This window comes from Liquorilactobacillus cacaonum DSM 21116, assembly GCF_001436735.1.
Lineage (GTDB): Bacteria > Bacillota > Bacilli > Lactobacillales > Lactobacillaceae > Liquorilactobacillus > Liquorilactobacillus cacaonum.
This window is the reverse complement of sequence record NZ_AYZE01000015.1, coordinates 62,689-88,524: the sequence shown is the minus strand read 5'-3', so window position 1 is coordinate 88,524 and position 25,836 is coordinate 62,689. Positions and strand designations below refer to the sequence as shown.

Here is a 25,836-nt window from a genome sequence, read left to right as displayed (position 1 = left end):
TAGAAGTATTTAAACAGCTAATTCCAAAAGTGCGTCTTTAATAGTATTACCTAAATCATTACAGCCTTCTATGATTTGTTTTTCGGTAATTCCTGTGAAGTTTAATCTCAAATGGTTGTTTTCCTTAGAGAGTGCAAAAAGTGAAGATCCTTCTAAAAATGTTACTTTTTTGGTATTATTCAGAAGTTCCTTTGCATCAAGTTCCTTTGGAAGTGTTACCCAAAGGAAGAATCCACCTTTTGGTTTTGAAAAACTGCATTCTGATGGAAGATTATCAGCTAGTCCACGAATCATTGTATCCATTTTTTGTTTATAAGCAATACGTAATTTTTGGATGTGTTTACCAATATCATTTTGTTCAAGATATTCATCAATCCCTTCAAGTAAAACATTTGAAGATTGGCAATCATAAGATAAGCGAAGGGAGGATAATTGGTTCACGATTTCTTTTGCACCAATTAACCATCCACAGCGAAGTGCAGGAGACAAAATTTTTGAAAAACTACCGAGTGTAACAACATTTTCACTAATATCAAACGATTTAATAGAAGGAAGAGATTCACCAACATACCGTAATTCACGGTATGGGTCATCTTCAATCACAATTACATTGTACTCTGAAGCTAACTTTGCCAGGCGTTTTCTTTTCTCAATTGACATGCAATAACCTGTGGGATTTTGAAAGTTGGGTATAGTATAGATTAGTTTAACTTCATTTTTATCGAGTGTATCTTCTAAAATGTCAAGATTCATCCCATCTTTTTCCATGGGGATTTCATAATATGTCGGTTTATGCTCATTAAATGCTTCAAGTCCACCAACATATGTAGGTGCTTCAACGACAACTCCATCGAAGTCATCTAGGAAAAGACTCGCTAAAAGTTTAATTCCTTGTTGAGCACCTTGGGTAAGCATGATATTATCAGTTTCACAGCTAACTCCGATTGTTTTAGCATAATTTGAGATTTTTTTGCGTAATGGCTCATATCCTAAAGTTGAACGATATTGGAAAATTTCAGCAGATGCATTTTTAATCCTACTTTCAAATGCAACATTAAGTTCTTTTTTGGGGAATAGAGTAGGATCTGGATAGCCACCCGCAAAAGAAATCAAATCAGCTCGGCCACTTAGCCTAAATAGGGCATCAAGGCTAGTTGGTTCTTGATTTATGCGGTTTGAAAAAGCTGGTATCATAATATAAATCCTCCTCGTTATTTTTTACTTGTTTTCTTAATATCTAAAGTGTAACGTTATTTTATAATTAAGTAAAATTCATTTTTTTCAATCAAAAATGAATTATTTTCACCAAAAAAAATAGAGGTGTTAAATATGTCTACATTTTCATATGAAGTTTTTAGTGAAGTTGCAAAGCGAAAAACATTTTTTGCTGCGGCAACACAATTAAATGTAACGCCCTCAGCAATTAGTCACTCAATTGCTGGGTTAGAAAAGGAATTAGGTTTTGCGTTATTTATTCGTAATAGAACAGGTGTGAGATTAACACCAGATGGGCAAAGAGTTCTGCCAATTATTTTGGATATTTTAAACTCCGAAGCAAAGTTAACAGAAGAAGCGGCACAAATAAACGGTTTGAATCAAGGACAAATCAGAATTGGTGCTTTTAGTAGTGTATGTATTAATTGGTTACCAGACATTATCCAAGCTTTTAAGAAAGAATATCCAGATATCAAATTATCAGTTACCCAAGGAAATTTTAATGAAGTCGCTGAACAAGTTCGGCTAGGGACATTGGATATTGGTTTTAGCGCATTACCAATTAAGGAGAAACTTGAGGTACTGCCCTTACATAAAGACCCGATTTATTGTATTGCACCACGAACCTTTAATACACAAGCTGGGGTTGTTACGAAAGCGGATATTCGAGATGAAAACTTTATTTTACAGCAAATTGATTATGATCGTGATACAAAAAGAGCATTGGATACATATGATGTTTCAGTCAATTCAATCCAATATAGTATCGATGATGCATCGATTATTGCAATGGTAGAAAGTGGACTTGGGCTGGGGATACTTCCTGAGTTAGCTTTACAGAAACTATCAGGAAATGTAAAACATTACCCATTTAAGGAGCATTTTTATCGTACTATTTGTTTGGTTTCCCACTTTGAAACTAAACAGACCCCGTCAACACGCGCTTTTGTTGAAGCAATTCAAAAATATTTGGCACAACGTTATCCGAATGAAAAGATAAATTAAAAAAATTGCTTTTGGTATTCATATGTTCTTTTTCGTGTGATACCATGTTAAAATGTATTTTCATAAAGTGTTTTTTACGTATCTTATAAATTGAACGGGGGGTAATTTTTGAAAGAGCTAACTGAAGGAAGTCCAATTAAACTTATTTTCATGTTTACCATTCCACTATTAGTAGGAAATCTTTTTCAGCAATTATACAGTATTTCAGACACATTAATTGTTGGTCAAACATTAGGTGTTAATCAACTTGCAGCCGTAGGAGTAACAGGTAGTATTCAATTTTTAATAATTGGTTTTGCACAAGGATTGACTGCAGGGTTATCGATTATTACAGCACAACATTTTGGAGCTGGAAATTATCGTAAAGTGCGTGAAAGTTTTGCAGTAAGTATCATAATTAGTATTATTGCAACAATAGTACTGACTTTTTTAAGTCTCTACTTTATTGGAGATATTCTTCATTTAATGCAAACTCCAAAAGCAATTGAAGCTGATGCTCAATTATTTATTTCAATTATTTTTAGTGGAATTTTTGCGTCGATGGCATTTAATTTATTAGCTAATGTTATTCGTGCTTTGGGGGATAGCCGTACTCCATTATATTTTTTGATTGTTGCTGCGATTGTTAACATTGTTTTAGAATTGATTTTTATATTAATCTTTCATATGGGTGTGGATGGAGCAGGTTATGCGACTGTTCTTGCAGAAATTTTTTCAGTGATATTATGTATTATCTATATTGTAAGAAAGATTCCGTTGCTTCAAGTTAGAAGAAAGGATTTTACAACCTTTACACGGAGAGATTTTAGGCAGCATCTTTATATTGGCCTTCCAATGGCTTTTCAGGCATCAATTATTGCAATTGGAGGAATTATGATTCAGTCGGCTTTGAATGGGTTAGGAACAACTGCTGTTGCAGCTACCACTGCAGCTAGTAAAATAGATCAAGTTGCAATTCAGCCAATGATGTCTTTTGGAGTTGCAATGGCTACTTTTACGGCACAAAATTATGGTGCTGGTAAATATGGGAGAATTGTTAAAGGTGTAAGACAATGTCTATTAGTTTCTGGACTATTTAGTATTGTTGCAGGTGCACTAGTAATTATTTTTGGGAGAGATTTGGTTATTTTGTTTGTAGGTAGCACCGAAGAAAAAGTTTTGCAACTAGCGCAAATTTATTTTAATGTTAATAGCAGCTTATATCTCCTTCTAGCAACTTTATTTATTTTAAGATATACACTGCAAGGTTTAGGACAAAGTATGATACCTACAATAGCAGGTATTATGGAATTATTGATGCGTTGTTTAGCTGCCATTTTTTTGGCAACAACAGTAGGATATGTTGGAGCTTGCTTTGCTAATCCGCTTGCTTGGCTGGGATCTTGTTGTGTATTAATTTTTTCTTATTTTAAGGCAATGAGAATGTTGAAAAAAAAGCAATATGAAATTGATAAGCAGATCTTATGATTTTTTTTAAGTATCGTAGAAATTTAGTTCAAATTGTTGATTTGACAATACAAATCTGATATTATGCTAAAGATTATTGAATAGAAGGTGGGTTGACTAATTGGAAAATGAATTTAGAGTAGGCGAAAAGGTCAAATGTAAAAAATTTGGAACATTGAGCCATGATTTTGTTGGAGAAATTGAAAAAGTATATGAAAATTCGGCGATGGTAGCTATTCTTGAGCATGATGCAGCTGACGCAGTTGCTGTTAATGATTTTCATAATAGGGTAATTGTGAGATTGAAAGATATGAAAAAAGTATCTGCAAAATAATACTGACATAATAATTATTTTATGCTATACTACTCTTTGTTGTGCGGGTGTAGTTTAGTGGTAAAATCCCAGCTTCCCAAGCTGATGTCGCGAGTTCGATTCTCGTCACCCGCTTTTACAAGAAAAATTAATAATAATTCCGATTATGAAAGAATAGTAGATTAGTAGATTTTTTAGCGATCTTGGGTGGGTGTGAGCCAGGAATTGAAACTAATGCGAATCGCACTTTCTAGGATGATAATAGATTATAGAGTGGATTACTAATCAACTAGAGTGGTACCGCGGGTTTAGCTCGTCTCTTACATTTTTTAATGTAGGAGTTTTTTTTTACAAAAAGGAGAGAGTTATGGATTATAAAAAATTAGTTACAGATGCCTTGTTCAAGGTTTTAGATGGACAAATTACAAATGAGAAAATTTATCAGTTACTTGAAAGACCAAAGAGTTTAGACTTGGGGGATTATGCATTTCCTGCATTTCCGCTGGCTAAAATTTTACACAAAGCACCACAGATTATTGCAACAGAAATTGTAGCTGAAATTGATCAAAGTCATTTTCAAAAAATTGAGGCAGTTGGTCCATATGTGAACTTTTTCTTGGATAAATCTTTTTTTAGTGCAGATATATTGCGACAAGTAATTGAAAAGGAAGCTGATTTTGGAAATCAAAATCTGGGTAATGGGGGCAATGTTCCTATTGACATGTCTTCACCTAATATTGCGAAACCTATTTCAATGGGACATCTACGTTCTACGGTGATTGGAAATTCAATTGCTAAAATGCTGCAAAAAGTCAATTATAATCCAATTAAAATAAATCATTTAGGTGACTGGGGAACGCAATTTGGAAAACTAATTGAAGCTTACAAACTTTGGGGAAGTGAAGAAGAAGTTAAAGCAGATCCAATTAACAAGTTGCTCGAATATTATGTACGCTTCCACCAAGAGGACATTGATCATCCAGAATTAGATGAAGAAGCACGGGCATGGTTTAAAAAATTAGAAGATGGTGATGAAGAAGCAATTCGTTTATGGCAGTGGTTTAGGGCTGAATCACTTAAGTCTTTTATGAAGATTTATGATAAATTAGGGATTGAATTTGATTCGTTTAACGGTGAAGCTTTTTACAATGACAAGATGGACGAAGTAGTTGAAATGCTTGAAAAACAACATTTGTTAAAGGAAAGTCAAGGTGCGCAAATTGTTGATCTTGAGGAATACAATCTAAACCCTGCTTTGATAAAAAAGACGGATGGGGCAACATTATATATAACGCGTGATTTGGCAGCTGCAATTTATCGTAAAAGAACATATGATTTTGTACAATCACTTTATGTTGTTGGAAATGAACAGACTAATCATTTTAAACAACTGAAGGCTGTTTTAAAGCAGATGGGTAAAGAATGGGCTGATGATATTCACCATATTCCGTTTGGTTTAATTACACAAGGAGGCAAGAAGCTTTCAACTAGAGCCGGACGTGTGATTTTACTTGAAGAGGTTTTAGATGATGCCGTTAAGCTAGCTGAGCAGCAAATTGCTGCAAAAAATCCGAATTTGGCTAACAAAGAAGAAGTTGCTAATCAAGTTGGTGTTGGGGCAGTGATTTTCCATGATCTAAAAAATGAAAGAATGAATAACTTTGATTTTGATTTAGAAGAAGTTGTTCGTTTTGAAGGTGAAACTGGGCCTTATGTCCAATATTCACATGCCAGGGCGACAAGTATCTTAAGAAAAGCAGGAAATCCCAAGTTTGATATAACAGATACTTATCAATTGAGTGATAACGATTCATGGGAAGTTGTGACTAAAATTGCTTCATTCCCTGATGTTGTTAAGAGAGCAGTTCAAGAATATGAACCATCTGTTATCGCAAAATATGCTTTGCATCTTGCAAAAGCATTCAACAAATATTATGCGCATACTAAAATTTTAGTTGAAGATGAAGAAATTCTTTCACGACTTGCTTTGGTTAAAAGTGTCTCAATTGTATTGAATGAATCTTTAAGGTTATTAGGTGTCCAAGCACCGAAAGAAATGTAATTTGCAAAGAGCTCTTGAAGTCATGACTTGACATGAATTTGCTAGAGCTCTTTTTCTGTGCTTTAGTAGTGAATTATACTAGATTAAGATTTGTTTGTGACGGACAAACGTTAATGTTTTAGGTTGACATAATATGGTTGAACAACGTAAAATACATACGTATGGATAAATTAAAAATACATCTTAAAGTAATGATTATTTAATGTTTTAATCATTTTTTGACGATGTGGAGGTGAAAGATTGAGTTATATAATTATTATCCTCGCCATCGCTATTATAACTTTTGGAATTGGATTTGCTGGGGGCATTGTATTTCGTAAGAAAAGTTATGAAAAGACACTTGATATTGCTACGCAAACTGCGCAAGGAATTTTGAAGAATGCTGAAAAAGAAGCAGAGACACAGAAAAAAGAAGCTATTATAGAAGCTAAGGATGAAAGTCATCGTTATCGTGGCGAGATAGAAAGCGAATTAAAGGAACGTAGAACAGAGATTCAAAGACAAGAAAATCGTTTGTTGCAAAGAGAAGAAAATTTGGATAGAAAAGACGGAGCTTTCGAAAAAAGAGAACAAGGTCTAGTTCAAAAAGAAAATCAAATTGAAAAACAGCAAAAAGAAATTAATAAAAAGCAAGAAAAAGCTGAATTATTAGTTCAAGAGCAAGAATTAGAATTAGAAAAAGTTGCAGCATTATCACATGAAGAAGCACGTAAGATTGTTATGTCTGAAACGAAAGAAGCATTGAGCCACGAAATGGCTGTAATGATTAAGGATAGTGAAGACGAAGCAAAGGCAAATGCGGATAAGACAGCAAAGATTTTGATTGCCCAAGCCATTCAAAGGAGTGCGGCTGATACAGTTTCTGAGACAACAGTTTCTGTAGTTTCTTTACCTAATGATGAGATGAAAGGCCGAATTATTGGACGAGAAGGTCGAAATATTAGGACATTAGAAACACTAACAGGAATTGATTTGATTATTGATGATACTCCAGAAGCTGTTGTTTTAAGTGGTTTTGACCCAATTAGGCGTGAGATTGCTAAGATGACACTTGAAAAGTTGATTCAAGATGGTAGAATTCATCCAGCTAGAATTGAAGAAATGGTTGAAAAGTCAACAAAAGAGATGGATGCAAAGGTTAGAGACATTGGTGAGGAAGCTATCTTTGAACTTGGATTACATTCGGTTCATCCTGATTTAATTAAGACAATTGGACGCTTGAAGTTCCGGACAAGTTATGGTCAAAATGTATTGGATCATTCGATTGAAGTTGCAAAAATTGCAGGCGTTTTGGCATCGGAGCTAGGAGAAGATGTTAACTTAGCAAAGCGTGCAGGACTTTTGCATGATATTGGCAAGGCGATTGATCATGAAGTGGATGGCTCCCATGTACAAATTGGGGTTGAGCTTGCAAAAAAATATCGTGAAAGTGATACGATTATTAATACAATTGCTTCACATCATGGTGATGTAGAAGCTAAGTACATTATAGCAGTGTTGGTTGCTGCATCAGATGCAATTTCTGCTGCAAGACCTGGTGCACGTAGTGAGTCTTTAGAAAGTTATATTCATCGTCTTGAAAAACTGGAAGAGATTACAAATGCATTTGATGGGGTAAAGAAAAGTTATGCAATTCAAGCTGGACGTGAAGTTCGGGTAATTGTAAAACCAAATGAAGTTAGTGATTTAGAATCAACAGTTTTAGCAAGAGATATTAAGAATCAAATTGAAGAGGAAATGGAATACCCAGGTCATATAAAGGTTACGGTCATCAGAGAAATTCGAGCAATTGAATATGCAAAGTAGTAATAATTAATTAACTTTTTTGTAGTTTTATAGTTGTTGAATTTTTTAGCGGGAGTGTGAACATAAGTCGACAAAATTTGAGCACTAGCTCGAAATTATGATATAGCAGGAATTTGTTATAGGTAATTCGATGTTAGACGGAGAATTTTGACTTATGTTTCACTCTCTTTTTTTATTAGTACAAAACAGTTAGCAACTTTAGCAAGAAACTAAGAAAAATGTTAAAATTAAGCTTATGGATTATTCAGGAAAGAGGAAAAAAATGCGAATTTTATTTATAGGCGATGTCATGGGAAACTCCGGTCAAAAGATGGTTCAGGAATATTTACCAAAATTAAAAAGAAAATTTCATCCACAGGCAACTATCGTCAATGCGGAAAATGCAACCAGAGGAAGAGGTATAAACGAAAAAGTCTATAAGGCGATTCTTAGTTATGGTGCGGATATTATCACAATGGGAAATCATGTTTGGGATAATCCAGAAATTACATCATTTATTGATAGCGCTAAAAAGATTGTGCGTCCTGCAAATTTGCCCGCTAAACAGGTACCTGGTGTAGGGTATGTAATAATGCAGATAAATCAACAAAAATTAGCGGTGATTAATATGCAAGGAAGAGTTTTTATGACACCATCAGATGATCCTTTTGCAGTTGCAACAGGCTTAATTGAGAAAATAAAAAAAGAGACAGATTTTATTTTCGTTGACTTTCATGCAGAAACCACGAGTGAAAAGCAAGCTTTTACTTGGTTTTTTGATGGACAACTTTCTGCGGTTATTGGTACACATACACATGTTCAAACTAATGATGCACGAATTTTACCTCAAGGAACTGCATTTTTGGCAGATGTCGGAATGACTGGTCCCTATGATGGTATTATTGGAATGAAACGGGAAAATGTGATTGATCGTTTTTTAAATCAAATGCCTACAAGATTTGAAGTTGATGAAGAAGGGAGAGCCAATCTATCTGGTTGTTTATTAGACTTGGGAGATGATGGAATGGCAAAAAAAATTCAAACAATTCAAATTAATGCAGATCATCCTTTCGAGGAATAAAGGCAAAGTTGTAAAGGAGATTGAAAATGCCACAGAAAACAAAAAATACGCCAATGATGGAACAATATTTAAAAATAAAAAATCAGTATCAAGATGCTTTTTTATTTTATCGTTTAGGCGATTTTTATGAAATGTTTTATGATGACGCAATTAAAGGTTCACAGATACTAGAGTTGACGTTAACAACGCGTAATAAGAATGCATCTGAAAAAATTCCTATGTGTGGAGTGCCACATCATGCGGCACAAAACTATATTGATATTTTAGTTGAGCAAGGGTATAAGGTTGCAATTTGCGAACAGATGGAAGATCCCAAACTTGCACAAGGAATGGTTAAGCGTGAGGTAATTCAATTAATAACACCTGGAACCATGATTGATAATTCAGCTAATGAAGCTAAGACAAATAATTATTTAACTGCACTTCATCAAGAGGATAAATGTTTTGGCTTAGCCTATACGGATTTATCTACGGGTGAGTTAAAAGTTGCAAGTTTGAATTCGCTTGACCAAGTCCTTAATGAGTTAATTAGTCTACAAACTAAAGAATTAGTTGTAGATCAGACTGTGGCCACTGCTGTTTTGGAAGATATAGCACCGCTAAAAATTTTAATTTCAAAACAAGATGAAATCAAAGAAAATGCTGAAGTAAATTATGTAATTCAAGACTTACAAAACAAAATTGAAATTGCGGCAGTAGAGCATTTAATTAGCTATTTAAGTACTACTCAAAAAAGAAGTTTGGAACATTTGCAACGTGCAATTCACTATGAACCTAAATATTTTTTGAAGATGGATCATTATTCAAAACGTAATTTAGAGCTTCTTGAAAATAGTCGAACAGGCAAAAAAAATGGAACATTATTGTGGCTTCTTGATGAAACAAAGACTGCTATGGGCGGAAGACTGCTAAAACAATGGATTGATAGGCCACTGTTAGAAAAGAATAAAATCACAAGTAGATATGACATGGTTAATTTACTGTTGGAGTATTATTTTGAACGAAGCGCACTACAGGAAAATTTAACCCAAGTTTACGATTTAGAACGACTTGCCGGGAGAGTAGCGTTTGGTAGTGTTAATGGGCGTGATTTAATTCAATTGAAACAGTCTTTGCAACAAGTACCTAAAATAAAGTATGTTTTAGATACGATTAATGATGGTTCCTTGACAAAGATTATAGCAGAACTAGATTTTGTCGAAGATGTAGTTAATTTGATTGATAAAGCAATTATCGATGAACCACCATTGTCTGTAACAGATGGTGGAATAATTAAAGATGGCTATAATTCTGAACTTGATGGGTATACAGATGCTATGAAGAATGGCAAGAAGTGGTTAGCTAAAATGGAAAAAAAAGAGCGGGAAGAGACTGGAATTTCAACATTAAAAATTGGTTTTAACCGTGTATTTGGATATTTTATTGAAGTCACAAAAGCTAATTTGAATAAGCTCCCCAAAGAAAGATATCAACGAAAACAGACATTGACAAATGCGGAAAGATTTATTACGCCTGAATTAAAAGAAAAAGAAGAATTGATTCTTGGTGCCCAAAGTAAAGCAACAGAGTTAGAGTACCAATTATTTATTGATGTTCGTGAACAAGTAAAAAAACAAATCAAACGGATACAAAAGCTTGCTAAGGCTATTGCGGCAATAGATGTAATTCAAGGGTTTGCAGTTGTGAGCGAGCGTCAACATTTTTCAATGCCAGAGCTAGTTGAAAATGGTGCAGATGTTGAAATAAAAGCTGGGTGGCATCCTGTTGTACAAGAAGTTATGGGAAAGCAAAGCTATGTTCCCAATGACGTTTCAATGCCTAATGATTTAAACATTTTGCTTATTACTGGACCTAATATGTCTGGGAAGAGTACTTATATGCGGCAATTAGCTTTGACTGTTGTGATGGCTCAAATTGGATGCTTTGTACCTGCAAAGTCTGCAGTTTTACCAATATTTGATCAAATATTTACTAGAATTGGAGCAGCGGATGATTTAATTGCGGGTCAATCGACGTTTATGGTAGAAATGAAAGAAGCAAACCAGGCACTTAGTCATGCGACAAAAAATTCACTTATTTTATTTGATGAAATTGGTAGAGGAACTGCAACTTATGATGGAATGGCCTTAGCACAAGCTATTATTGAATATGTACATAATCATGTACATGCAAAAACGCTTTTTTCTACACATTATCATGAATTAACAGAGCTTTCAGAAAATTTAAAGGAATTATCGAACATTCATGTGGGAGCAGTTGAAAAAGATGGAGAGTTAATTTTTTTGCACAAAATACAAAAAGGACCTGCCGATAAATCATATGGTGTTCATGTTGCAAAATTGGCAGGGATGCCAGATGAACTTTTAGTACGTGCTAATGAAATATTGATGAAACTTGAAAGTGATAGCAAGGGGAAAAATGGTTCTTCAAAAGTTGTTAAAAATATGGCAGAAAATGTTGTTGATGTTGAAAAAGGGCTACAAGAAAATGTCGAAATTACTGGAGAAGAGCAACTTTCTTTATTTGAAACTCCAAAAAAGAAAAGTATAAATAAAACAGAAAAAATAATGCATAAAATTAAAGAGACTGATTTAATGTCGCTTACTCCACTTGATGCACTCAATAGGTTGTATGAATGGCAGAAAGAGTTAAGAAAATAATATGGTGACTTGGATTGGGGGATACTATATTGGGTAAAATCCATGAGTTGACGAATATTTTAGCTGATCAAATTGCAGCTGGAGAGGTTGTAGAGCGGCCAGCTTCTGTTGTTAAAGAATTAGTTGAAAATGCGATTGATGCTGGCAGTTCACAGGTAGATGTTGAAGTAGAAGATGGTGGGCTTACAAAAATTCGAGTTATCGATAATGGCGAAGGAATCGCTAACGATGATGTAGAATTAGCTTTTAAAAGACATGCCACTAGTAAGATTTTAACAAAAAAAGATTTGTTTAAGATAAAAACATTAGGTTTTAGAGGAGAGGCTTTACCAAGTATAGCATCTGTTGCTGATGTGGAATTAGAAACTGCTACAAATTTGACAACGGGGGTAAAAATAAAAATTAACGGTGGTCAAATTTTAGAAAGAAAAATGATTTCTCGTTCGCAAGGAACTTCAATTACAGTCGCAAATTTATTCTTTAATATTCCTGCTAGGTTAAAATATATGAAAAGTGTTCAAACCGAGTTAGCTGTAATTAGTGATATTATGAATCGACTGGCAATAGGTAATACGCAAATAGCTTTTTCTTTTTCGAGTAATGGAAAAACCTTGTTACAAACTGCTGGAAATGGTAATTTGCAACAGACGATAAGTGCAATTTATGGAGTTAATAATGCAAAAAAAATGTTGCACTTTTCTAATGAAGACTTAGACTTTAAAATTTCAGGGTTTGTTTCTTTGCCAGAATTAACAAGGGCATCAAAAAATTATATCAGCGTTTTGATAAATGGTCGCTATATCAAGAATTACCAACTGAGCACAGCAATTATAAAAGGTTATGGGTCAAAATTGATGGTCGGCCGCTATCCTTTTGCTGTAGTATCAATTGTACTTGATCCATTATTAGTTGATGTTAACGTCCATCCAACAAAACAAGAAGTGAGAATTAGCAAAGAAGAACAACTATGTAAATTAATCAAGGAAAGTATTGCAAATCGAATTGCACCCGAGAATTTAATACCAGACGCATTAAAGAATATTGAAAAAAAAGAAACTGCAAGTGTGAACTTAGAACAACTTGAAATTGATTTGAATGAGTCGTCAAGGCACTATCAAGTTAATAGTTCAAAAATTTTGGATGATGAAAATAGTAAGAATTCAAGCGTACAAAAAAATATAGCTACGGACGATAAAAAAGAAGAAATAAAGCCTAATATATTTATTGTTGAAAATAAGGGCGATTTAACCCAAAAATTGAGTGCATGGGATAAGAAATATGTTTTAAGTAATAAAGATACCGAAAATGGTGTGATTGAAGCTGAGACGAATACAGTTGCACCAAAAAAAGAAGATTTAGCTACAGAAACCAAAAGTGAAAAAAGCCGCTTTCCAGAATTGCTTTATATTGGCCAGATGCATGGGACTTACCTTTTTGCCCAAGGTGAAGATGGTCTATATATTATTGATCAACACGCTGCTCAAGAGCGTTGTAAGTATGAATTTTATCGCAAAGAAATTGGGAAGGTTGGAAGTGAACAGCAAAATTTATTAGTACCACTAGTGCTCGATTATTCAACAAGTGATATCTTAATGATTAACCAAAATCTTGATAAGTTAGAAGATGTTGGAATTCATCTTGAAGAATTTGGGAGAAATAGTTATATTGTTCATCACCATCCGACTTGGTTCAAAGCTGGACAAGAGGAATCAATTTTACGTGAAATGATTGATTATATTTTAAAGGATGGTGCAATTAATATCGCGTCTTATCGTGAAAAAACAGCAATCATGATGAGTTGTAAACGTTCAATAAAGGCAAATCATCATTTAGACGACTTACAGGCAAAAACACTATTAAATGATTTAAAAAAATGTGAAAATCCGTTTAATTGTCCACATGGGCGTCCTGTTCTTGTCCATTTTAGCAATTCAGATATGGAAAAAATGTTCAAACGGATTCAAGATTCACATCAAAGCAAGCGTTCAATGGACTAAGGAAGGAATAGCTAGATGTACGAATACTTTAGTGGAATGATTACCGCAGTAACACCTTATTATATTGTTATTGAAATTCAAGGGATTGGCTATCAAGTCTATGTGGCTAATCCATTTAGATATCAAGTTGATACAAATAAGCCTAAAAAGGTATATGTTTATCAGGCTGTTCGGGAAAATGCAATTACTCTGTATGGTTTTTGGAATTTAGATGAAAAAATGCTTTTTCTGAAATTGTTGAATGTGTCTGGTATTGGGCCAAAGAGTGCGCTTGCAATTCTCGCAAATGACAACCATCTAGGGTTAGTTGAAGCAATTAATGGGGAAAATGTTGCTTATTTGACTAAGTTTCCAGGCGTAGGCAAAAAGACTGCGCAACAAATTGTGCTGGATTTAAAAGGAAAGTTAGATGATCTTAATAACTCAGAGAATCTCGTAGGACAACAAGAATTACCAATTAAGGAAACTGACTTAAAGAGTGGTTACTTAACGGAAGCACTCGCAGCACTTGATGCTTTAGGTTATACTAAAACTGAAACTAAAAAAATAACCCAGCAATTAAAGCAAATGCAAGCAAATTCAACAGATGAATATTTACGTGCAGCTCTCAAGTTGCTAATGCATTAGAGAAATATAATTTAAGAGGAAAGGAGAATTATCTATGGTTGATAAGGACCGGATAGTCTCAAGTAGTTCACTTGAAGATGATTTGAGTGAACTCTCATTGAGACCGCATTTTTTTGCACAGTATATCGGTCAATCAGATTTGAAAAATGAATTGTCTGTATATATTGAAGCTGCAAAAGTAAGGCAAGAAGCACTCGATCATGTTCTTTTGTACGGGCCACCGGGCTTAGGTAAGACAACACTTGCTATGGTTATTGCAAATGAGATGCAAGTTAAGGTAAAGACAACAAGTGGTCCAGCAATTGAACGGCCTGGAGATCTTGTGGCGCTTTTGAATGAACTTGAAGCTGGCGATGTTCTTTTTATTGATGAAATTCATCGTTTGCCAAAAATTGTTGAAGAAGTTTTGTATTCTGCAATGGAAGATTTTTTTGTAGATATTGTAATAGGGCAAGGACCAACTGCTCATCCTGTTCATTTTGAATTACCGCCATTTACATTAATTGGTGCAACGACAAGAGCTGGATTGTTATCTGCACCCCTAAGAGATCGTTTCGGTATAATTGCACATATGAATTATTATTCAAAAGAAGAACTGGCAGAGATTGTTGTACGTTCTGCAAGTATTTTTGATACCGCAATTACCCCTGAGGGAGCACTGAAGATTGCACTGCGATCGCGCGGAACACCTCGAATTGCAAATCGTCTTCTTAAAAGAGTCAGAGATTTTGCACAAGTTGCACAAAAACAAGTTATTGAAGGAAAAATTGCTGATTATTCACTTGACTTGCTTAAAGTTGATAACAAAGGATTAGATGCTACCGATCGGCAAATTTTGACGACTATGATTAATTTATATAGTGGTGGGCCAGTCGGAGTAAATACAATTGCGGCCAATATTGGTGAAGATATGGAAACGATTATTGATATGATTGAACCATACCTTTTACAGATTGGCTTTATAAAGAGAACGCCTAGAGGTAGGGTTGTTACCCGAGCTGCTTATGAACATTTAGGCATTAAAATAGAAAAAAAATAGAATTGGAAAAGGGTGGCTGTTTTGTCAGAAAAACATTTAACAACAGAAGATTTCGATTATAATTTACCAGAAGAATTGATTGCGCAAACACCATTAAAAGAACGCGATCATTCAAGGATGCTGATTCTTGATAGTAAGACAGGCGATTATCAAGATGATATTTTTTATAATGTGATTGATCAACTCAATCCTGGTGATGCCTTGGTAATGAATGATTCTCGTGTGATGCCTGCGAGAATTTACGGCACAAAAACTGACACTGAGGGTCATTTAGAGGTACTTTTGTTAAATAATACGGATGGTGATAATTGGGAGACTTTGGTGAAACCTGCTAAAAGGGCTAAAGTTGGAACAAAGATAAACTTTGGGGATGGAAAACTTAGTGCGATTGTCACAAAGGAACTTGACCATGGTGGCAGAATGATTAAATTTGAATATGATGGAATTTTTATGGAAATTCTCGAAAAATTAGGAGAAATGCCATTACCTCCCTATATTAAAGAAAAACTTGATGATCCAGAGATGTATCAGACTGTTTACTCAAGGGAAATAGGTTCAGCTGCGGCACCAACAGCTGGATTGCATTTCACTAAAGAACTTTTGCAAAAAATCGAAGAAAAAGGTGTGCATTTAGTTTACTTAACTTTGCATGTAGGACTAGGGACATTTAGACCTGTAAGTGTTGATAATATTGAAGATCATAAGATGCATAGTGAATTTTATCGTTTAAATGAAGAAGCAGCTAAAGTTTTGAATGATGTCAAAAAAAATGGTGGAAAAATTGTTGCAACCGGAACTACGTCAATTAGAACACTTGAGACAATTGGATCAAAATTTAATGGTGAAATTAAACCTGACAGTGGATGGACCGATATCTTTATTAAACCAGGATATGAGTGGAAAGTAGTACAAGCTTTTATTACTAATTTCCATTTGCCAAAATCAACCCTAGTAATGTTGGTTTCGGCTTTTACAGGACGTGAAAATATTTTGAACGCATATAAACATGCCGTTGATGAAAAATATCGCTTCTTTAGTTTTGGTGATGCAATGTTTATTAAGTAATAATTGATTTATAGAAATGGAGAATAACTAAATGACTGAACCGGCGATAAAATATCGTTTAATAAAAAAAGAAAAACATACCGGAGCTCGTTTGGGTGAAATAATTACTCCCCACGGGACTTTTCCAACACCAATGTTCATGCCAGTTGGAACACAAGCTTCTGTAAAATCACTTGCGCCCGAGGAATTAGATGAAATGGGAGCCAATATCATACTTTCCAATACGTATCATTTGTGGTTAAGACCAGGAGAAAAACTTGTCGAAGAAGCAGGTGGATTACATCAGTTTATGAATTGGAAGAAGGGAATTTTGACCGATTCAGGTGGGTTTCAGGTGTTCTCACTTGCAAAAATGCGTGATATTACTGAACAAGGAGTACATTTTAAGAGTCATCTGAGTGGTGAGAAACTTTTCTTATCACCCGAAAAGGCAATTCATATTCAAAATGCACTTGGCTCTGATATTATGATGAGTTTTGATGAATGTCCACCGTTTTTTGAAAGTTATGATTATATTAAGAAATCTGTTGAACGGACAAGTCGTTGGGCCCAAAGAGGACTTGAGGCACATCTTCATGCCGATCGTCAAGGCCTTTTTGGAATTGTTCAAGGTGGAGGTCATAAGGATTTACGTGAATTAAGTGCAAGACAGTTAGTCGGAATGGATTTTCCGGGTTATTCAATTGGCGGTCTATCTGTAGGTGAAAGCAAGGCTGAAATGAATCATGTCTTGGATTTTACGACGCCTTTGTTGCCTGAAAATAAACCACGTTATCTTATGGGTGTTGGCTCGGCCGATGCACTAATTGATGGAGTAATACGTGGGGTGGACATGTTTGATTGTGTTTTGCCAACTAGAATTGCTAGAAATGGGACTTGTATGACTTCAAGTGGACGTTTAGTTGTGAAGAATGCGGTTTATGCACATGATTTTAGACCACTAGATGAGAAGTGCGATTGTTATACATGTCGTAATTTTACACGTGCTTACATCAGACATTTGATAAAAGCAGATGAAATATTTGGATTACGATTAGCAAGTTACCATAATCTTTACTTTTTATTGAATTTGATGAAAAATGTGCGTCAGGCGATAATGGATGATAACTTGCTTGAATTTAAGGAATCATTCTTCGAAGAGTATGGATTTAATGCTAAAGATGCACGAAATTTCTAGTTTTTATATTAAAGGACTAGTAAGTAGTGTAAATATTTGCTAAAGTAGGACTTAAGTAAAATTATTAGGAGTGAGTATAAATGAGTAGTTCTTCAGTTTCGACTATTATTATGTTTGTTGCTATCATGGCGTTAATGTATTTTATGATGATTCGTCCGCAAAAAAAGCAACAACAAAAGCGCAAAGAAATGATGAATCAATTGAAAAAAGGAGATCAAGTAATTACAATTGGTCGTTTACATGGTGTTGTTGATAGCATCAATGATGTTGATCAAACAGTTACACTTGATTGCGATGGGATTTTTTTAACATTTGATCGCTCTGCAATTGGGAGAGTTACTTCAAGTGAAGATATTAAACAAAGTACACAATCACCTTCTGTTATTGAAGATTCAAAGCCAGAGAACAATGATTCATCGGATGAAACAAAATAATAATATTATTATTTTGTTTGTGGTATAGGTTTGATTTACTAAAATTATATAATATATCATATGGAAACGTTTGAGGTGCTAAACCTATAAAACGTATTTCACTCAAAGGACTAAGTCAAAATAATTATTTTGATTTAGCCCTTTTTTAATAAATATATAATTAAGTCGATTTTTTGAAAGAGATTATAATAATTTTAAAAATTAATTTTAGATTAGAATCCGTAAGAAAGTATATTTAAAGATGAAATAATGAGAAAATTTGTCCTTTTTATATTTTTAAATCTTATGTTAGTATAACATAAAAATTAATTTGATTATCAAGATAATTATTGTATGGTCAAAGAATGTAATCAAATGGGAAAAATGATGATACATGAAAAAAATCAATTAAAATTAATATATTTTACTAAAATAAATTTAAGCTATATCAAAAAACACCACTATTTGACAATTTAAATCGATTGTAATATTATTTAGTGAGGTGATGAATGTGGTGCTTATGGATGCACAAGAAATAATGGACTTAATCCCTAATCGTTTTCCGATAATTTATATCGATTATGTAGATGAACTGGTTGCTGGAGAAAGTATAGTAGCAACAAAGAATGTAACAATTAATGAATCTTTTTTTAGAGGACATTTTCCAGGAAATCCAGTCATGCCAGGTGTATTAATTATTGAAACATTGGCTCAGGCGGCGTCTATTTTGATTCTCAAGTCCCCAGAATTTTTTGGGAAGACGGCTTATCTTGGGGCAATTCACAAAGCTAAATTTCGTCATGTTGTTCGACCAGGTGATGTTTTGAAGTTACATATCACGCTAACAAAGAAAAAAGAAAACATGGGAATTGTTGAAACAAAAGCTGTTGTGAATGGAAAAAGTGCTTGTACAGCGGAATTGATGTTTGTTGTAGCTGAAAGAAATGAAAAAATATAGGCAAAAGGGTTGTTTTTTTACTCATTTACTTTGATAATCAAAGTAAGCAAATATACAAGGAATGGAAGTATAGCAATGGAAAAACGAGTAAAGACAATCAATGATTCCTTGGTTCGCATATACGGAGACATATTGTGGATTGAGGAAAATGAGCTACGCCAAAGCCGTTTCAAGGACTTAACAATCAAGGATATGCATGCAATCAGTGCAATTACGATGTATGATCAAAAAACTGCATCTCAAGTTGCAAAAGAGTTGCATTTAACCCCTGGAACATTGACGTCAACAATCGATCGCTTGGAGAAAAAGGATTATGTCAAGCGAATTCGTAGCAATAATGATCGTAGAGTGGTTAGACTTGGCTTAACGAAAAAAGGCCGATTGATGTATCGTGCGCATGATGCATTTCACCGAATGATGGTTGACAGCTTTTTGAAAGATGTTGAACCTGATGAGATTAAGACAATCGAAAAAGCTTTACGAAATCTCGAGAATTTTTTAAGAGAGCACTCGTAATGTTTAAGGAGTAAGGGTTACATTGGAAAATATAAGAATTAGTAAGATTGCAAGTTATGTTCCGTCAAAAGTGATTACAAATGATGATTTAGGGGAGATCATGGATACTTCTGATGAGTGGATTAGTAGTCGTACTGGAATAAAAAAAAGACATATCAGTGTTTCAGAAAATACGTCAGAACTTTGTATTAAAGTTGCTGAAAAATTATTGCAAGAGAGTGATTGGGAGTGTGCATCAATTGATTTAATTATTGTTGCCACGATGTCACCTGATAGTTATACACCAGCTACGGCAGCACTTGTCCAAGGAAAAATCGGTGCTACAAATGCAGTTGCTTTTGATATTAGTGCAGCATGTTCAGGTTTTGTATATGGGCTTACAGTTGCACAAAGTTTTTTAATGCAAAATGAAATAAAAAAAGTGATGCTCATCGGTGGTGAGGTGCTTTCAAAAGTAATTGATTGGTCTGAACGTTCTAGTGCAGTTTTGTTCGGTGATGGTGCTGCAGGAGTGTTATTAGAAAAAAGTACAAAACAATCTGCTTTTTTGGCACATGATTTAAAAACTTATGGTGAGCTTGGAGACAAGTTAAAAGCGGGAGAAACAAAACCAATTGAAAGTTTTCCTAGAACTAAAGAACATGTTATTTCTGGCTTCTCAATGTCAGGAAGGGATGTTTATACTTTTGCAACACATAAGGTTCCGGAATCGATAGTTACTGCTTCAAAAAAGGCAGGTCTTGAACTTGAGCAAATTGATTGGTTTGTTATGCATCAAGCAAATTCACGTATTGTTGAGCAAATTGCAAAAAAATTAAAACAACCAATTAGTAAATTCCCGATGAACATAGAGGAATATGGAAATACTTCCGCAGCAAGTGTACCGTTGTTGCTAGATGAATTAGTAAAAAGCGAAAAAATTAAACGTGGACAAGTTATTGCGTTAAGTGGTTTTGGTGGTGGCTTGACAGTTGGAACACAGATTATAAAATACTAAAAATAGGAGTGTTATAAAATGACAGAACAAGAAATTTTTGAAAAAGTACAAGGTATTGTAGTAGAACAACTTGATGTTGACGCAGCAGCTGTAAAGATGGACGCAGATATTAAAGAAGATCTTGAAGCAGATAGTTTAGATGTTTTTGAAATTATGAATGAATTGGAAGATGAACTCGATATTAAGCTGGAAGCTGATGAGAATGTCAAGACAATTAAAGATGTTGTTGAGTATGTAAAAAAAGAAGTTGCAGCTAAATAGTTTGGAGATTTGATTATGAGAATTGGCTTTTTGTTTAGTGGGCAAGGTGCACAATATACCAACATGGGGCTTGATTTTTATCAGAATGATAAACTTTATCGTAAGGTAATTGATGATGTTAGTTCTACCATTGATATAGACTTAGTAGAGGTTTTGAAAAATGAAAATCAGCAATTGGCACAAACAAAGTATGTCCAACCTACAATTGTTGCGATGAGTCTGGGAATTTTTCAGATGCTAAAAAGAGACTTACCATATTTAGATATCCGTGCAATGTTAGGATTGAGTCTCGGTGAATATGCTGCACTTATTGCATCTGATGCGTTAAGTATTTCTGATGGAATAGGTGTTTTGAAAGACCGGGCGTCTTATATGCAATTGGATGCTGACGAGATTGATGGTGCAATGTTAGCTGTTATGAAGACGGACTTGGAGATTATTACACAAATCTGTGAACAGGCAAGCAATGATGAAGAAGTTGTAACGGTTGCTAACTATAATTCTCCTAGTCAGGTTGTCATAGGTGGGCATCGTCAGGCAGTGGAACGTGCACTCAAGCTATTTAAAGAAAAGAATATAAAGAAAGTCATTCCATTAAATGTTAGCGGGGCGTTTCATACCCCGCTTTTTCAAAAAACAAGTTTTAAAATGGAGCGACGTTTGGCTAGTGTAGAGATTAAAGAGACTAGACTTCCGGTATATAGCAATACAATAGCTGAAGTGTTTTCATCAGAAACTTTGAAACAAGTACTTGCACAACAGGTTATTTTACCAACTCATTTTGGTGAATGTTTACAAAAAATGATTTCTGTAAATGAGGTTGATACTGTGGTTGAACTTGGCCCCGGCAAAACATTGTGTAAGTTTGCAAAACAAATTGATAAGAAATTGAATTGTTTTAATATTGAAAACATTGAGACCTACAACAAATTTGTGGAAGCAAGTCAAGATTAAGAGGTTACTAAATATGAATTTGAAGGATAAAACGGTTTTTATTACAGGGAGCTCACGTGGGATTGGAGCTGCAATTGCTTTGGCCTTTGCAAAAGAAGGTAGCAAAGTTATTTTAAATGCTCGTAAAGAAATACCACAAGAACTTTTAGAAAAGTTAGCGGATATAGGTAGTGATTATCAAATTGTCTTGGGAGATGTTTCAGAAGTAAATGATGTGAAGAAAATGCAAGAGGAAATTTTTGCGGAAAATTCACAATTAGATGTACTAATCAATAATGCAGGAATTACAAATGATAAATTATTGATTGGAATGAAGCAAGCAGATTTTCGACAAGTCATTGAAACAAATTTAATGGGAGTATTTAATATTACTCAACCATTGTTTAAAAAGATGTTGCGCAAACGAACAGGTGTAATTATCAACATGGCAAGTGTTGTTGGACTGCACGGCAACATTGGGCAGGCAAATTATGCGGCTAGTAAAGCTGCGATTATTGGTTTTACTAAGTCAATTGCACGTGAAGGGGCATTAAGACATATTAGATGTAATGCAATTGCACCTGGAATGATTGTGAGTGATATGACGGCTGTTTTAGACCAAAAGGTTAAAGATCAAGTTCTAACAGAAATTCCATTGGGCCGTTTTGGAGAAACAAGTGAAATTGCTGAAACCGCAATTTTTCTTGCACAGAATGAATATATAACAGGACAAGTAATCACTGTCGATGGTGGAATGACTATTTAGGAGGATTTTTTCATGAGTAGAGTTGTAATTACTGGTATGGGGGCTGTGACTCCGGTTGGTAATGATGTAGAAACATTTATTGCCAACATTTTTTCTGGTAAAATTGGATTTGATAAAATTTCAAAATTTGATGCATCACAAACTGGAATTACAATTGCAGCGGAAGTTAAGGATTTTGATCCAACTTTAAGGGTTGGGAAAAAGGCTGCAAAGAGAATGGATTTATTTTCACAATATGCAGTTGATAGTGCAGTAGCGGCAGTTGAGCAAGCGGGTATTGATGAAACAAACACTGACTCTTTTGATTTTGGTGTTATTTATGGTTCCGGAATTGGTGGGTTAACAACAATTGAAGAGCAAGTTATCAAGATGCATGAAAAAGGGCCACAGCGTGTGTCACCAATGTTTGTGCCAACTTCAATTGTGAATATGGCTGCAGGAAATATTGCACTTCGTTTTAAAGCAAAAAATATTTGTACAGCGGTTGTAACTGCTTGTTCATCAGGAACAAATGCAATTGGTGAGGCTTTTCGTCAAATTCATGAAGGACGTGCACAGGTGATGTTAGCCGGTGGTGCCGAAGCATCTGTTAATGAAATTGGAATTGCTGGATTTGCCGCTTTAACAGCTCTATCTAAGGAAACAGATCCAACACGTGCTTCAATTCCTTTTGATGTTGATCGTTCTGGTTTTGTGATGGGTGAAGGTGCAGCAACACTTGTTTTAGAAAACCTTGATCATGCAAGAAGGCGTGGTGCAAAAATTTATGGCGAAGTTGTTGGATATGGAAGTACCTGTGATGCTTTCCATATGACATCGCCGGATCCAACTGGTGAGGGTGCAGCTCGTGCAATGCAGCAAGCAATTGAAGAGGCAGGGGTAACACCAGCTGATGTTGGATATATTAATGCACATGGCACTGCTACACATGCAAATGATGTGGGCGAATCAATTGCAATTAATCGACTTTTTGGTGAAAATAGCAAAGTTATGGTAAGCAGTACAAAAAGTATGACTGGGCATTTATTAGGAGCAGCAGGAGCATTGGAAGCAGTGATTACATTGGCTGCACTTGCTAAGGGTGAGTTGCCAGTAAATGTTGGGTTAGAAAGTCAAGATCCAGAATGTCATGTTAATGTAGTTACTAAAAATCAACAAGAGGCTCCGAATTTAGAATATGCAATTAGTAATTCTCTTGGATTTGGCGGCCATAATGCTGTTTTGGCATTTAGAAAATGGAGTGAGTAAGTTTGGACTTTATCGAAATACAAAAAATAATTGCTGATTTCAATGATTCACCTACTAGGGAACTTGAGATTGAAACGGATGGATTCAAGTTACGATTAAGCAAAAATGAAATAGCAACGCAGCTGTCATCTCAGGTGAAAAATAACATAATTGCACAGGAAACACCTAAGGATGATAGAAAAAAAGACAGTAATAAACTAGTTTCAACAAATGTTCCAACACCAGGAATAACCATTGATGCACCAATGGTTGGCAGTGTCTATCTTCAGCCAGAGCCCACGAAACCATCTTTTGTTAAAGTTGGTTCGGTAGTAAAAAAAGGTGACGTGGTCTGCATTATTGAGGCAATGAAGATGATGACCGAGATTAAAAGTGATGTAAATGGTGTAGTAAAAGAAGTGCTTGTGACTAATGAAGAACTTGTGGAATTTGGGCAACCACTGATTAGAATCGAGGAGGGCTAAAGATGGTTTTAGATGTTACTGAAATACAAAAGATAATTCCTCATCGCTATCCCATGCTTTTAATTGACCGAGTTGATGAATTAATTCCTGGGGAATCTGCAGTTGCACGACGAAACGTAACCGCACATGAAGAGGTTTTCAGCGGTCATTTTCCAAATAATCCAGTTTTACCAGGTGTCCTAATAATTGAAGCTTTAGCTCAAACGGGGGCAGTTGCACTTTTATCACTTCCAGAGTTTAAAGGGAAAACAGCTTATTTTGGTGGAATAAAAAATGCTAAGTTTCGTAAAGTTGTTCGACCAGGGGACACAATGATTCTTGATGTTAAACTAGATAAAATTAGAAATAATGTTGGTTTGGGAAGAGCTCTTGCGACTGTAGATGGTCAAAAAGTTTGTTCGGCTGAATTGACCTTTATGATTGGTTAAGGGTAAGGTGATTTGATGTTTAAAAAAGTCTTAGTTGCTAATCGAGGCGAGATAGCTGTACGTATAATTCGTTCGTTAAAGGAAATGGGAATAAAATCTGTTGCCATCTATTCGGATGTTGACCGTGAGAGTCTTCATGTTCAGTTGGCAGATGAAGCAGTTTGTGTGGGAACTGCGAAGGCTAAAAATTCTTATTTAAATATGAAGAATATTTTGAGTGCTGCCGTTGGAACGGGTGCTGAGGCAATCCATCCTGGCTTTGGTTTTTTATCAGAAAACAGTCGTTTTGTTGAGATGTGTGAGGCATGTGGGATCACTTTTATTGGTCCCAAATCGGAGACAATTGATTTAATGGGTAATAAAGCAAATGCACGAGAACAGATGCGTTTAAGCGGTGTGCCAGTAATTCCTGGAAGCGAAGGCTTTATTTCCGATGCAGCACAAGCGCAAAAAGTAGCAAGCAACGTTGGCTATCCGGTTATGTTGAAGGCTGCTGCTGGTGGTGGTGGAAAAGGAATTCGACGTGTGCGCAATGAAGACGAACTTAAAAAGGCTTTTGTGGAAGCACAACAAGAAGCATTGGTATCTTTTGGTGATAAGCGAATGTACCTTGAGAAGATAATGGAAAATGTTAAACATATTGAGGTACAAATCTTTCGTGATCAAAAAGGAAATGCTGTTTATTTTCCTGAAAGAGATTGTTCATTACAAAGAAATAAGCAAAAAGTAATTGAAGAAAGTCCTTGTGAGTTAATTTCTAGTAAGCAAAGAGCCTTTTTAGGTGAAATTTCACTTAAAGCAGCAAATGCAATTGATTATGTAAACACTGGAACCTTAGAATACTTGATGGACAAAGATCATAATTTTTACTTTATGGAAATGAATACTCGCATTCAAGTGGAGCACACGGTTACAGAGATGGTTACCGGAATTGATCTCGTAAAGGCACAACTCAGGGTTGCTGCTGGCGAGGAACTACCTTTTAAACAAGAAGAAATTCAATGTTTAGGACATGCAATTGAATGTCGGATTAATGCAGAAGATCCAGCAAATGGGTTTGCACCATCTGTGGGTAAAATTTCTTATCTTTATTTACCAGTGGGAAATTTGGGCATGCGAATTGACTCTGCTTTATATGCAGGTGCGATGGTATCCCCTTTTTATGATTCAATGATTGCCAAGGTAGTTTCTCATGGTCAAAACAGAGATGAAGCAATTGTAAAAATGAAACGCTTGTTAAATGAACTAGTGTTGGGTGGAATTAAGACTAATCAACAATTTCACTTGGCATTATTATCAGATTATAATTTTCAACAAAACCACTTTACAACGGACTATCTTGAAAATCTTTTTATGACAAAATGGAAGGAGAAAGTGTAA

24 protein-coding genes and 1 tRNA gene are annotated in these 25,836 nt (G+C 35.0%); 24 read left to right on the top strand and 1 reads right to left on the bottom strand.

All coding sequences use genetic code 11. From position 1 onward, the window contains the following. Positions 1-9: 9 nt before the first annotated feature. On the bottom strand, positions 10-1,194 hold the full coding sequence (locus FC80_RS07085; RefSeq protein ID WP_057829445.1) for an aminotransferase-like domain-containing protein: 1,185 nt from the start codon (positions 1,192-1,194) through the stop codon (positions 10-12). A gap of 135 nt (positions 1,195-1,329) precedes the next feature. Here FC80_RS07085 and FC80_RS07080 point away from each other — a divergent pair, with 135 nt between their 5' ends. The 24 genes from FC80_RS07080 (at position 1,330) to accC (ending at position 25,836) form a co-directional block, all read left to right on the top strand. Beyond that, complete coding sequence (locus FC80_RS07080) at positions 1,330-2,220, top strand: LysR family transcriptional regulator (RefSeq protein ID WP_057829444.1); 891 nt, start codon at positions 1,330-1,332, stop codon at positions 2,218-2,220. Between the two features lie 108 nt (positions 2,221-2,328). Next, positions 2,329-3,687, top strand: coding sequence for an MATE family efflux transporter (locus FC80_RS07075; RefSeq protein ID WP_057829443.1), 1,359 nt, complete (start codon positions 2,329-2,331; stop codon positions 3,685-3,687). 100 nt (positions 3,688-3,787) lie between these two features. Next, positions 3,788-4,000 (top strand): hypothetical protein, encoded by a 213-nt coding sequence (locus tag FC80_RS07070; protein ID WP_057829442.1) that lies wholly within the window; start codon positions 3,788-3,790, stop codon positions 3,998-4,000. 43 nt (positions 4,001-4,043) lie between these two features. Beyond that, positions 4,044-4,114, top strand: a tRNA-Gly gene (locus FC80_RS07065). A gap of 232 nt (positions 4,115-4,346) precedes the next feature. After that, positions 4,347-6,041, top strand: coding sequence for an arginine--tRNA ligase (argS, locus tag FC80_RS07060; protein WP_057829441.1), 1,695 nt, complete (start codon positions 4,347-4,349; stop codon positions 6,039-6,041). A 240-nt stretch (positions 6,042-6,281) separates the two neighbouring features. Continuing rightward, a complete protein-coding gene (rny, locus tag FC80_RS07055) occupies positions 6,282-7,847 on the top strand; it encodes a ribonuclease Y (protein ID WP_057829440.1) in 1,566 nt (521 codons plus the stop codon). A gap of 262 nt (positions 7,848-8,109) precedes the next feature. After that, positions 8,110-8,907, top strand: coding sequence for a TIGR00282 family metallophosphoesterase (locus tag FC80_RS07050; RefSeq protein WP_057829439.1), 798 nt, complete (start codon positions 8,110-8,112; stop codon positions 8,905-8,907). Between the two features lie 26 nt (positions 8,908-8,933). Continuing rightward, positions 8,934-11,567, top strand: coding sequence for a DNA mismatch repair protein MutS (mutS, locus tag FC80_RS07045; RefSeq protein WP_057829438.1), 2,634 nt, complete (start codon positions 8,934-8,936; stop codon positions 11,565-11,567). A gap of 29 nt (positions 11,568-11,596) precedes the next feature. Further along, entirely contained in the window at positions 11,597-13,564 is a 1,968-nt protein-coding gene (mutL, locus tag FC80_RS07040; protein ID WP_057829437.1) for a DNA mismatch repair endonuclease MutL, read from the top strand. 15 nt (positions 13,565-13,579) lie between these two features. Continuing rightward, on the top strand, positions 13,580-14,191 hold the full coding sequence (gene ruvA, locus FC80_RS07035) for a Holliday junction branch migration protein RuvA (RefSeq protein WP_057829436.1): 612 nt from the start codon (positions 13,580-13,582) through the stop codon (positions 14,189-14,191). A 34-nt stretch (positions 14,192-14,225) separates the two neighbouring features. Then, complete coding sequence (gene ruvB / locus FC80_RS07030; RefSeq protein ID WP_057829435.1) at positions 14,226-15,230, top strand: Holliday junction branch migration DNA helicase RuvB; 1,005 nt, start codon at positions 14,226-14,228, stop codon at positions 15,228-15,230. Between the two features lie 21 nt (positions 15,231-15,251). Next, on the top strand, positions 15,252-16,295 hold the full coding sequence (gene queA, locus FC80_RS07025; RefSeq protein ID WP_057829434.1) for a tRNA preQ1(34) S-adenosylmethionine ribosyltransferase-isomerase QueA: 1,044 nt from the start codon (positions 15,252-15,254) through the stop codon (positions 16,293-16,295). A 31-nt stretch (positions 16,296-16,326) separates the two neighbouring features. Beyond that, entirely contained in the window at positions 16,327-17,472 is a 1,146-nt protein-coding gene (tgt, locus tag FC80_RS07020) for a tRNA guanosine(34) transglycosylase Tgt (RefSeq protein WP_057829433.1), read from the top strand. Between the two features lie 80 nt (positions 17,473-17,552). After that, complete coding sequence (gene yajC / locus FC80_RS07015; protein ID WP_057829432.1) at positions 17,553-17,906, top strand: preprotein translocase subunit YajC; 354 nt, start codon at positions 17,553-17,555, stop codon at positions 17,904-17,906. Positions 17,907-18,396: 490 nt separating this feature from the next. Beyond that, entirely contained in the window at positions 18,397-18,843 is a 447-nt protein-coding gene (gene fabZ / locus FC80_RS07010) for a 3-hydroxyacyl-ACP dehydratase FabZ (RefSeq protein ID WP_057829431.1), read from the top strand. Between the two features lie 75 nt (positions 18,844-18,918). Continuing rightward, positions 18,919-19,359 carry a MarR family winged helix-turn-helix transcriptional regulator gene (locus FC80_RS07005; RefSeq protein ID WP_057829430.1) on the top strand — a complete coding sequence of 147 codons (441 nt, stop codon included), beginning with the start codon at positions 18,919-18,921 and terminating at the stop codon, positions 19,357-19,359. 22 nt (positions 19,360-19,381) lie between these two features. Further along, positions 19,382-20,356 (top strand): beta-ketoacyl-ACP synthase III, encoded by a 975-nt coding sequence (locus FC80_RS07000; RefSeq protein ID WP_057829429.1) that lies wholly within the window; start codon positions 19,382-19,384, stop codon positions 20,354-20,356. A gap of 18 nt (positions 20,357-20,374) precedes the next feature. Next, complete coding sequence (locus FC80_RS06995) at positions 20,375-20,617, top strand: acyl carrier protein (protein ID WP_057829428.1); 243 nt, start codon at positions 20,375-20,377, stop codon at positions 20,615-20,617. A gap of 15 nt (positions 20,618-20,632) precedes the next feature. After that, positions 20,633-21,571: an ACP S-malonyltransferase gene (locus FC80_RS06990; protein WP_057829427.1), complete on the top strand. Its 939-nt coding sequence runs from the start codon at positions 20,633-20,635 to the stop codon at positions 21,569-21,571. 13 nt (positions 21,572-21,584) lie between these two features. Continuing rightward, positions 21,585-22,316, top strand: coding sequence for a 3-oxoacyl-[acyl-carrier-protein] reductase (gene fabG, locus FC80_RS06985; protein WP_057829426.1), 732 nt, complete (start codon positions 21,585-21,587; stop codon positions 22,314-22,316). A 12-nt stretch (positions 22,317-22,328) separates the two neighbouring features. Beyond that, the gene (fabF, locus tag FC80_RS06980; RefSeq protein WP_057829425.1) at positions 22,329-23,564 is read left to right on the top strand and encodes a beta-ketoacyl-ACP synthase II; all 1,236 of its coding nucleotides are present in this window, start codon (positions 22,329-22,331) and stop codon (positions 23,562-23,564) included. 2 nt (positions 23,565-23,566) lie between these two features. Beyond that, positions 23,567-24,028 (top strand): acetyl-CoA carboxylase biotin carboxyl carrier protein, encoded by a 462-nt coding sequence (gene accB / locus FC80_RS06975; RefSeq protein WP_057829424.1) that lies wholly within the window; start codon positions 23,567-23,569, stop codon positions 24,026-24,028. A 2-nt stretch (positions 24,029-24,030) separates the two neighbouring features. Beyond that, entirely contained in the window at positions 24,031-24,456 is a 426-nt protein-coding gene (gene fabZ, locus FC80_RS06970; protein ID WP_057829423.1) for a 3-hydroxyacyl-ACP dehydratase FabZ, read from the top strand. Between the two features lie 15 nt (positions 24,457-24,471). Further along, positions 24,472-25,836, top strand: coding sequence for an acetyl-CoA carboxylase biotin carboxylase subunit (gene accC / locus FC80_RS06965; protein WP_057829422.1), 1,365 nt, complete (start codon positions 24,472-24,474; stop codon positions 25,834-25,836).

Coding starts and splice junctions, on each gene's coding strand:
- FC80_RS07085 (WP_057829445.1), bottom strand. CDS start 1,194: ATGATACCAGCTTTTTCAAACCGCATAAATCAAGAACCAACTAGCCTT.
- FC80_RS07080 (WP_057829444.1), top strand. CDS start 1,330: ATGTCTACATTTTCATATGAAGTTTTTAGTGAAGTTGCAAAGCGAAAA.
- argS (WP_057829441.1), top strand. CDS start 4,347: ATGGATTATAAAAAATTAGTTACAGATGCCTTGTTCAAGGTTTTAGAT.
- FC80_RS07050 (WP_057829439.1), top strand. CDS start 8,110: ATGCGAATTTTATTTATAGGCGATGTCATGGGAAACTCCGGTCAAAAG.
- mutS (WP_057829438.1), top strand. CDS start 8,934: ATGCCACAGAAAACAAAAAATACGCCAATGATGGAACAATATTTAAAA.
- ruvA (WP_057829436.1), top strand. CDS start 13,580: ATGTACGAATACTTTAGTGGAATGATTACCGCAGTAACACCTTATTAT.
- ruvB (WP_057829435.1), top strand. CDS start 14,226: ATGGTTGATAAGGACCGGATAGTCTCAAGTAGTTCACTTGAAGATGAT.
- tgt (WP_057829433.1), top strand. CDS start 16,327: ATGACTGAACCGGCGATAAAATATCGTTTAATAAAAAAAGAAAAACAT.
- yajC (WP_057829432.1), top strand. CDS start 17,553: ATGAGTAGTTCTTCAGTTTCGACTATTATTATGTTTGTTGCTATCATG.
- FC80_RS07005 (WP_057829430.1), top strand. CDS start 18,919: ATGGAAAAACGAGTAAAGACAATCAATGATTCCTTGGTTCGCATATAC.
- FC80_RS06995 (WP_057829428.1), top strand. CDS start 20,375: ATGACAGAACAAGAAATTTTTGAAAAAGTACAAGGTATTGTAGTAGAA.
- FC80_RS06990 (WP_057829427.1), top strand. CDS start 20,633: ATGAGAATTGGCTTTTTGTTTAGTGGGCAAGGTGCACAATATACCAAC.
- fabG (WP_057829426.1), top strand. CDS start 21,585: ATGAATTTGAAGGATAAAACGGTTTTTATTACAGGGAGCTCACGTGGG.
- fabF (WP_057829425.1), top strand. CDS start 22,329: ATGAGTAGAGTTGTAATTACTGGTATGGGGGCTGTGACTCCGGTTGGT.
- fabZ (WP_057829423.1), top strand. CDS start 24,031: ATGGTTTTAGATGTTACTGAAATACAAAAGATAATTCCTCATCGCTAT.
- accC (WP_057829422.1), top strand. CDS start 24,472: ATGTTTAAAAAAGTCTTAGTTGCTAATCGAGGCGAGATAGCTGTACGT.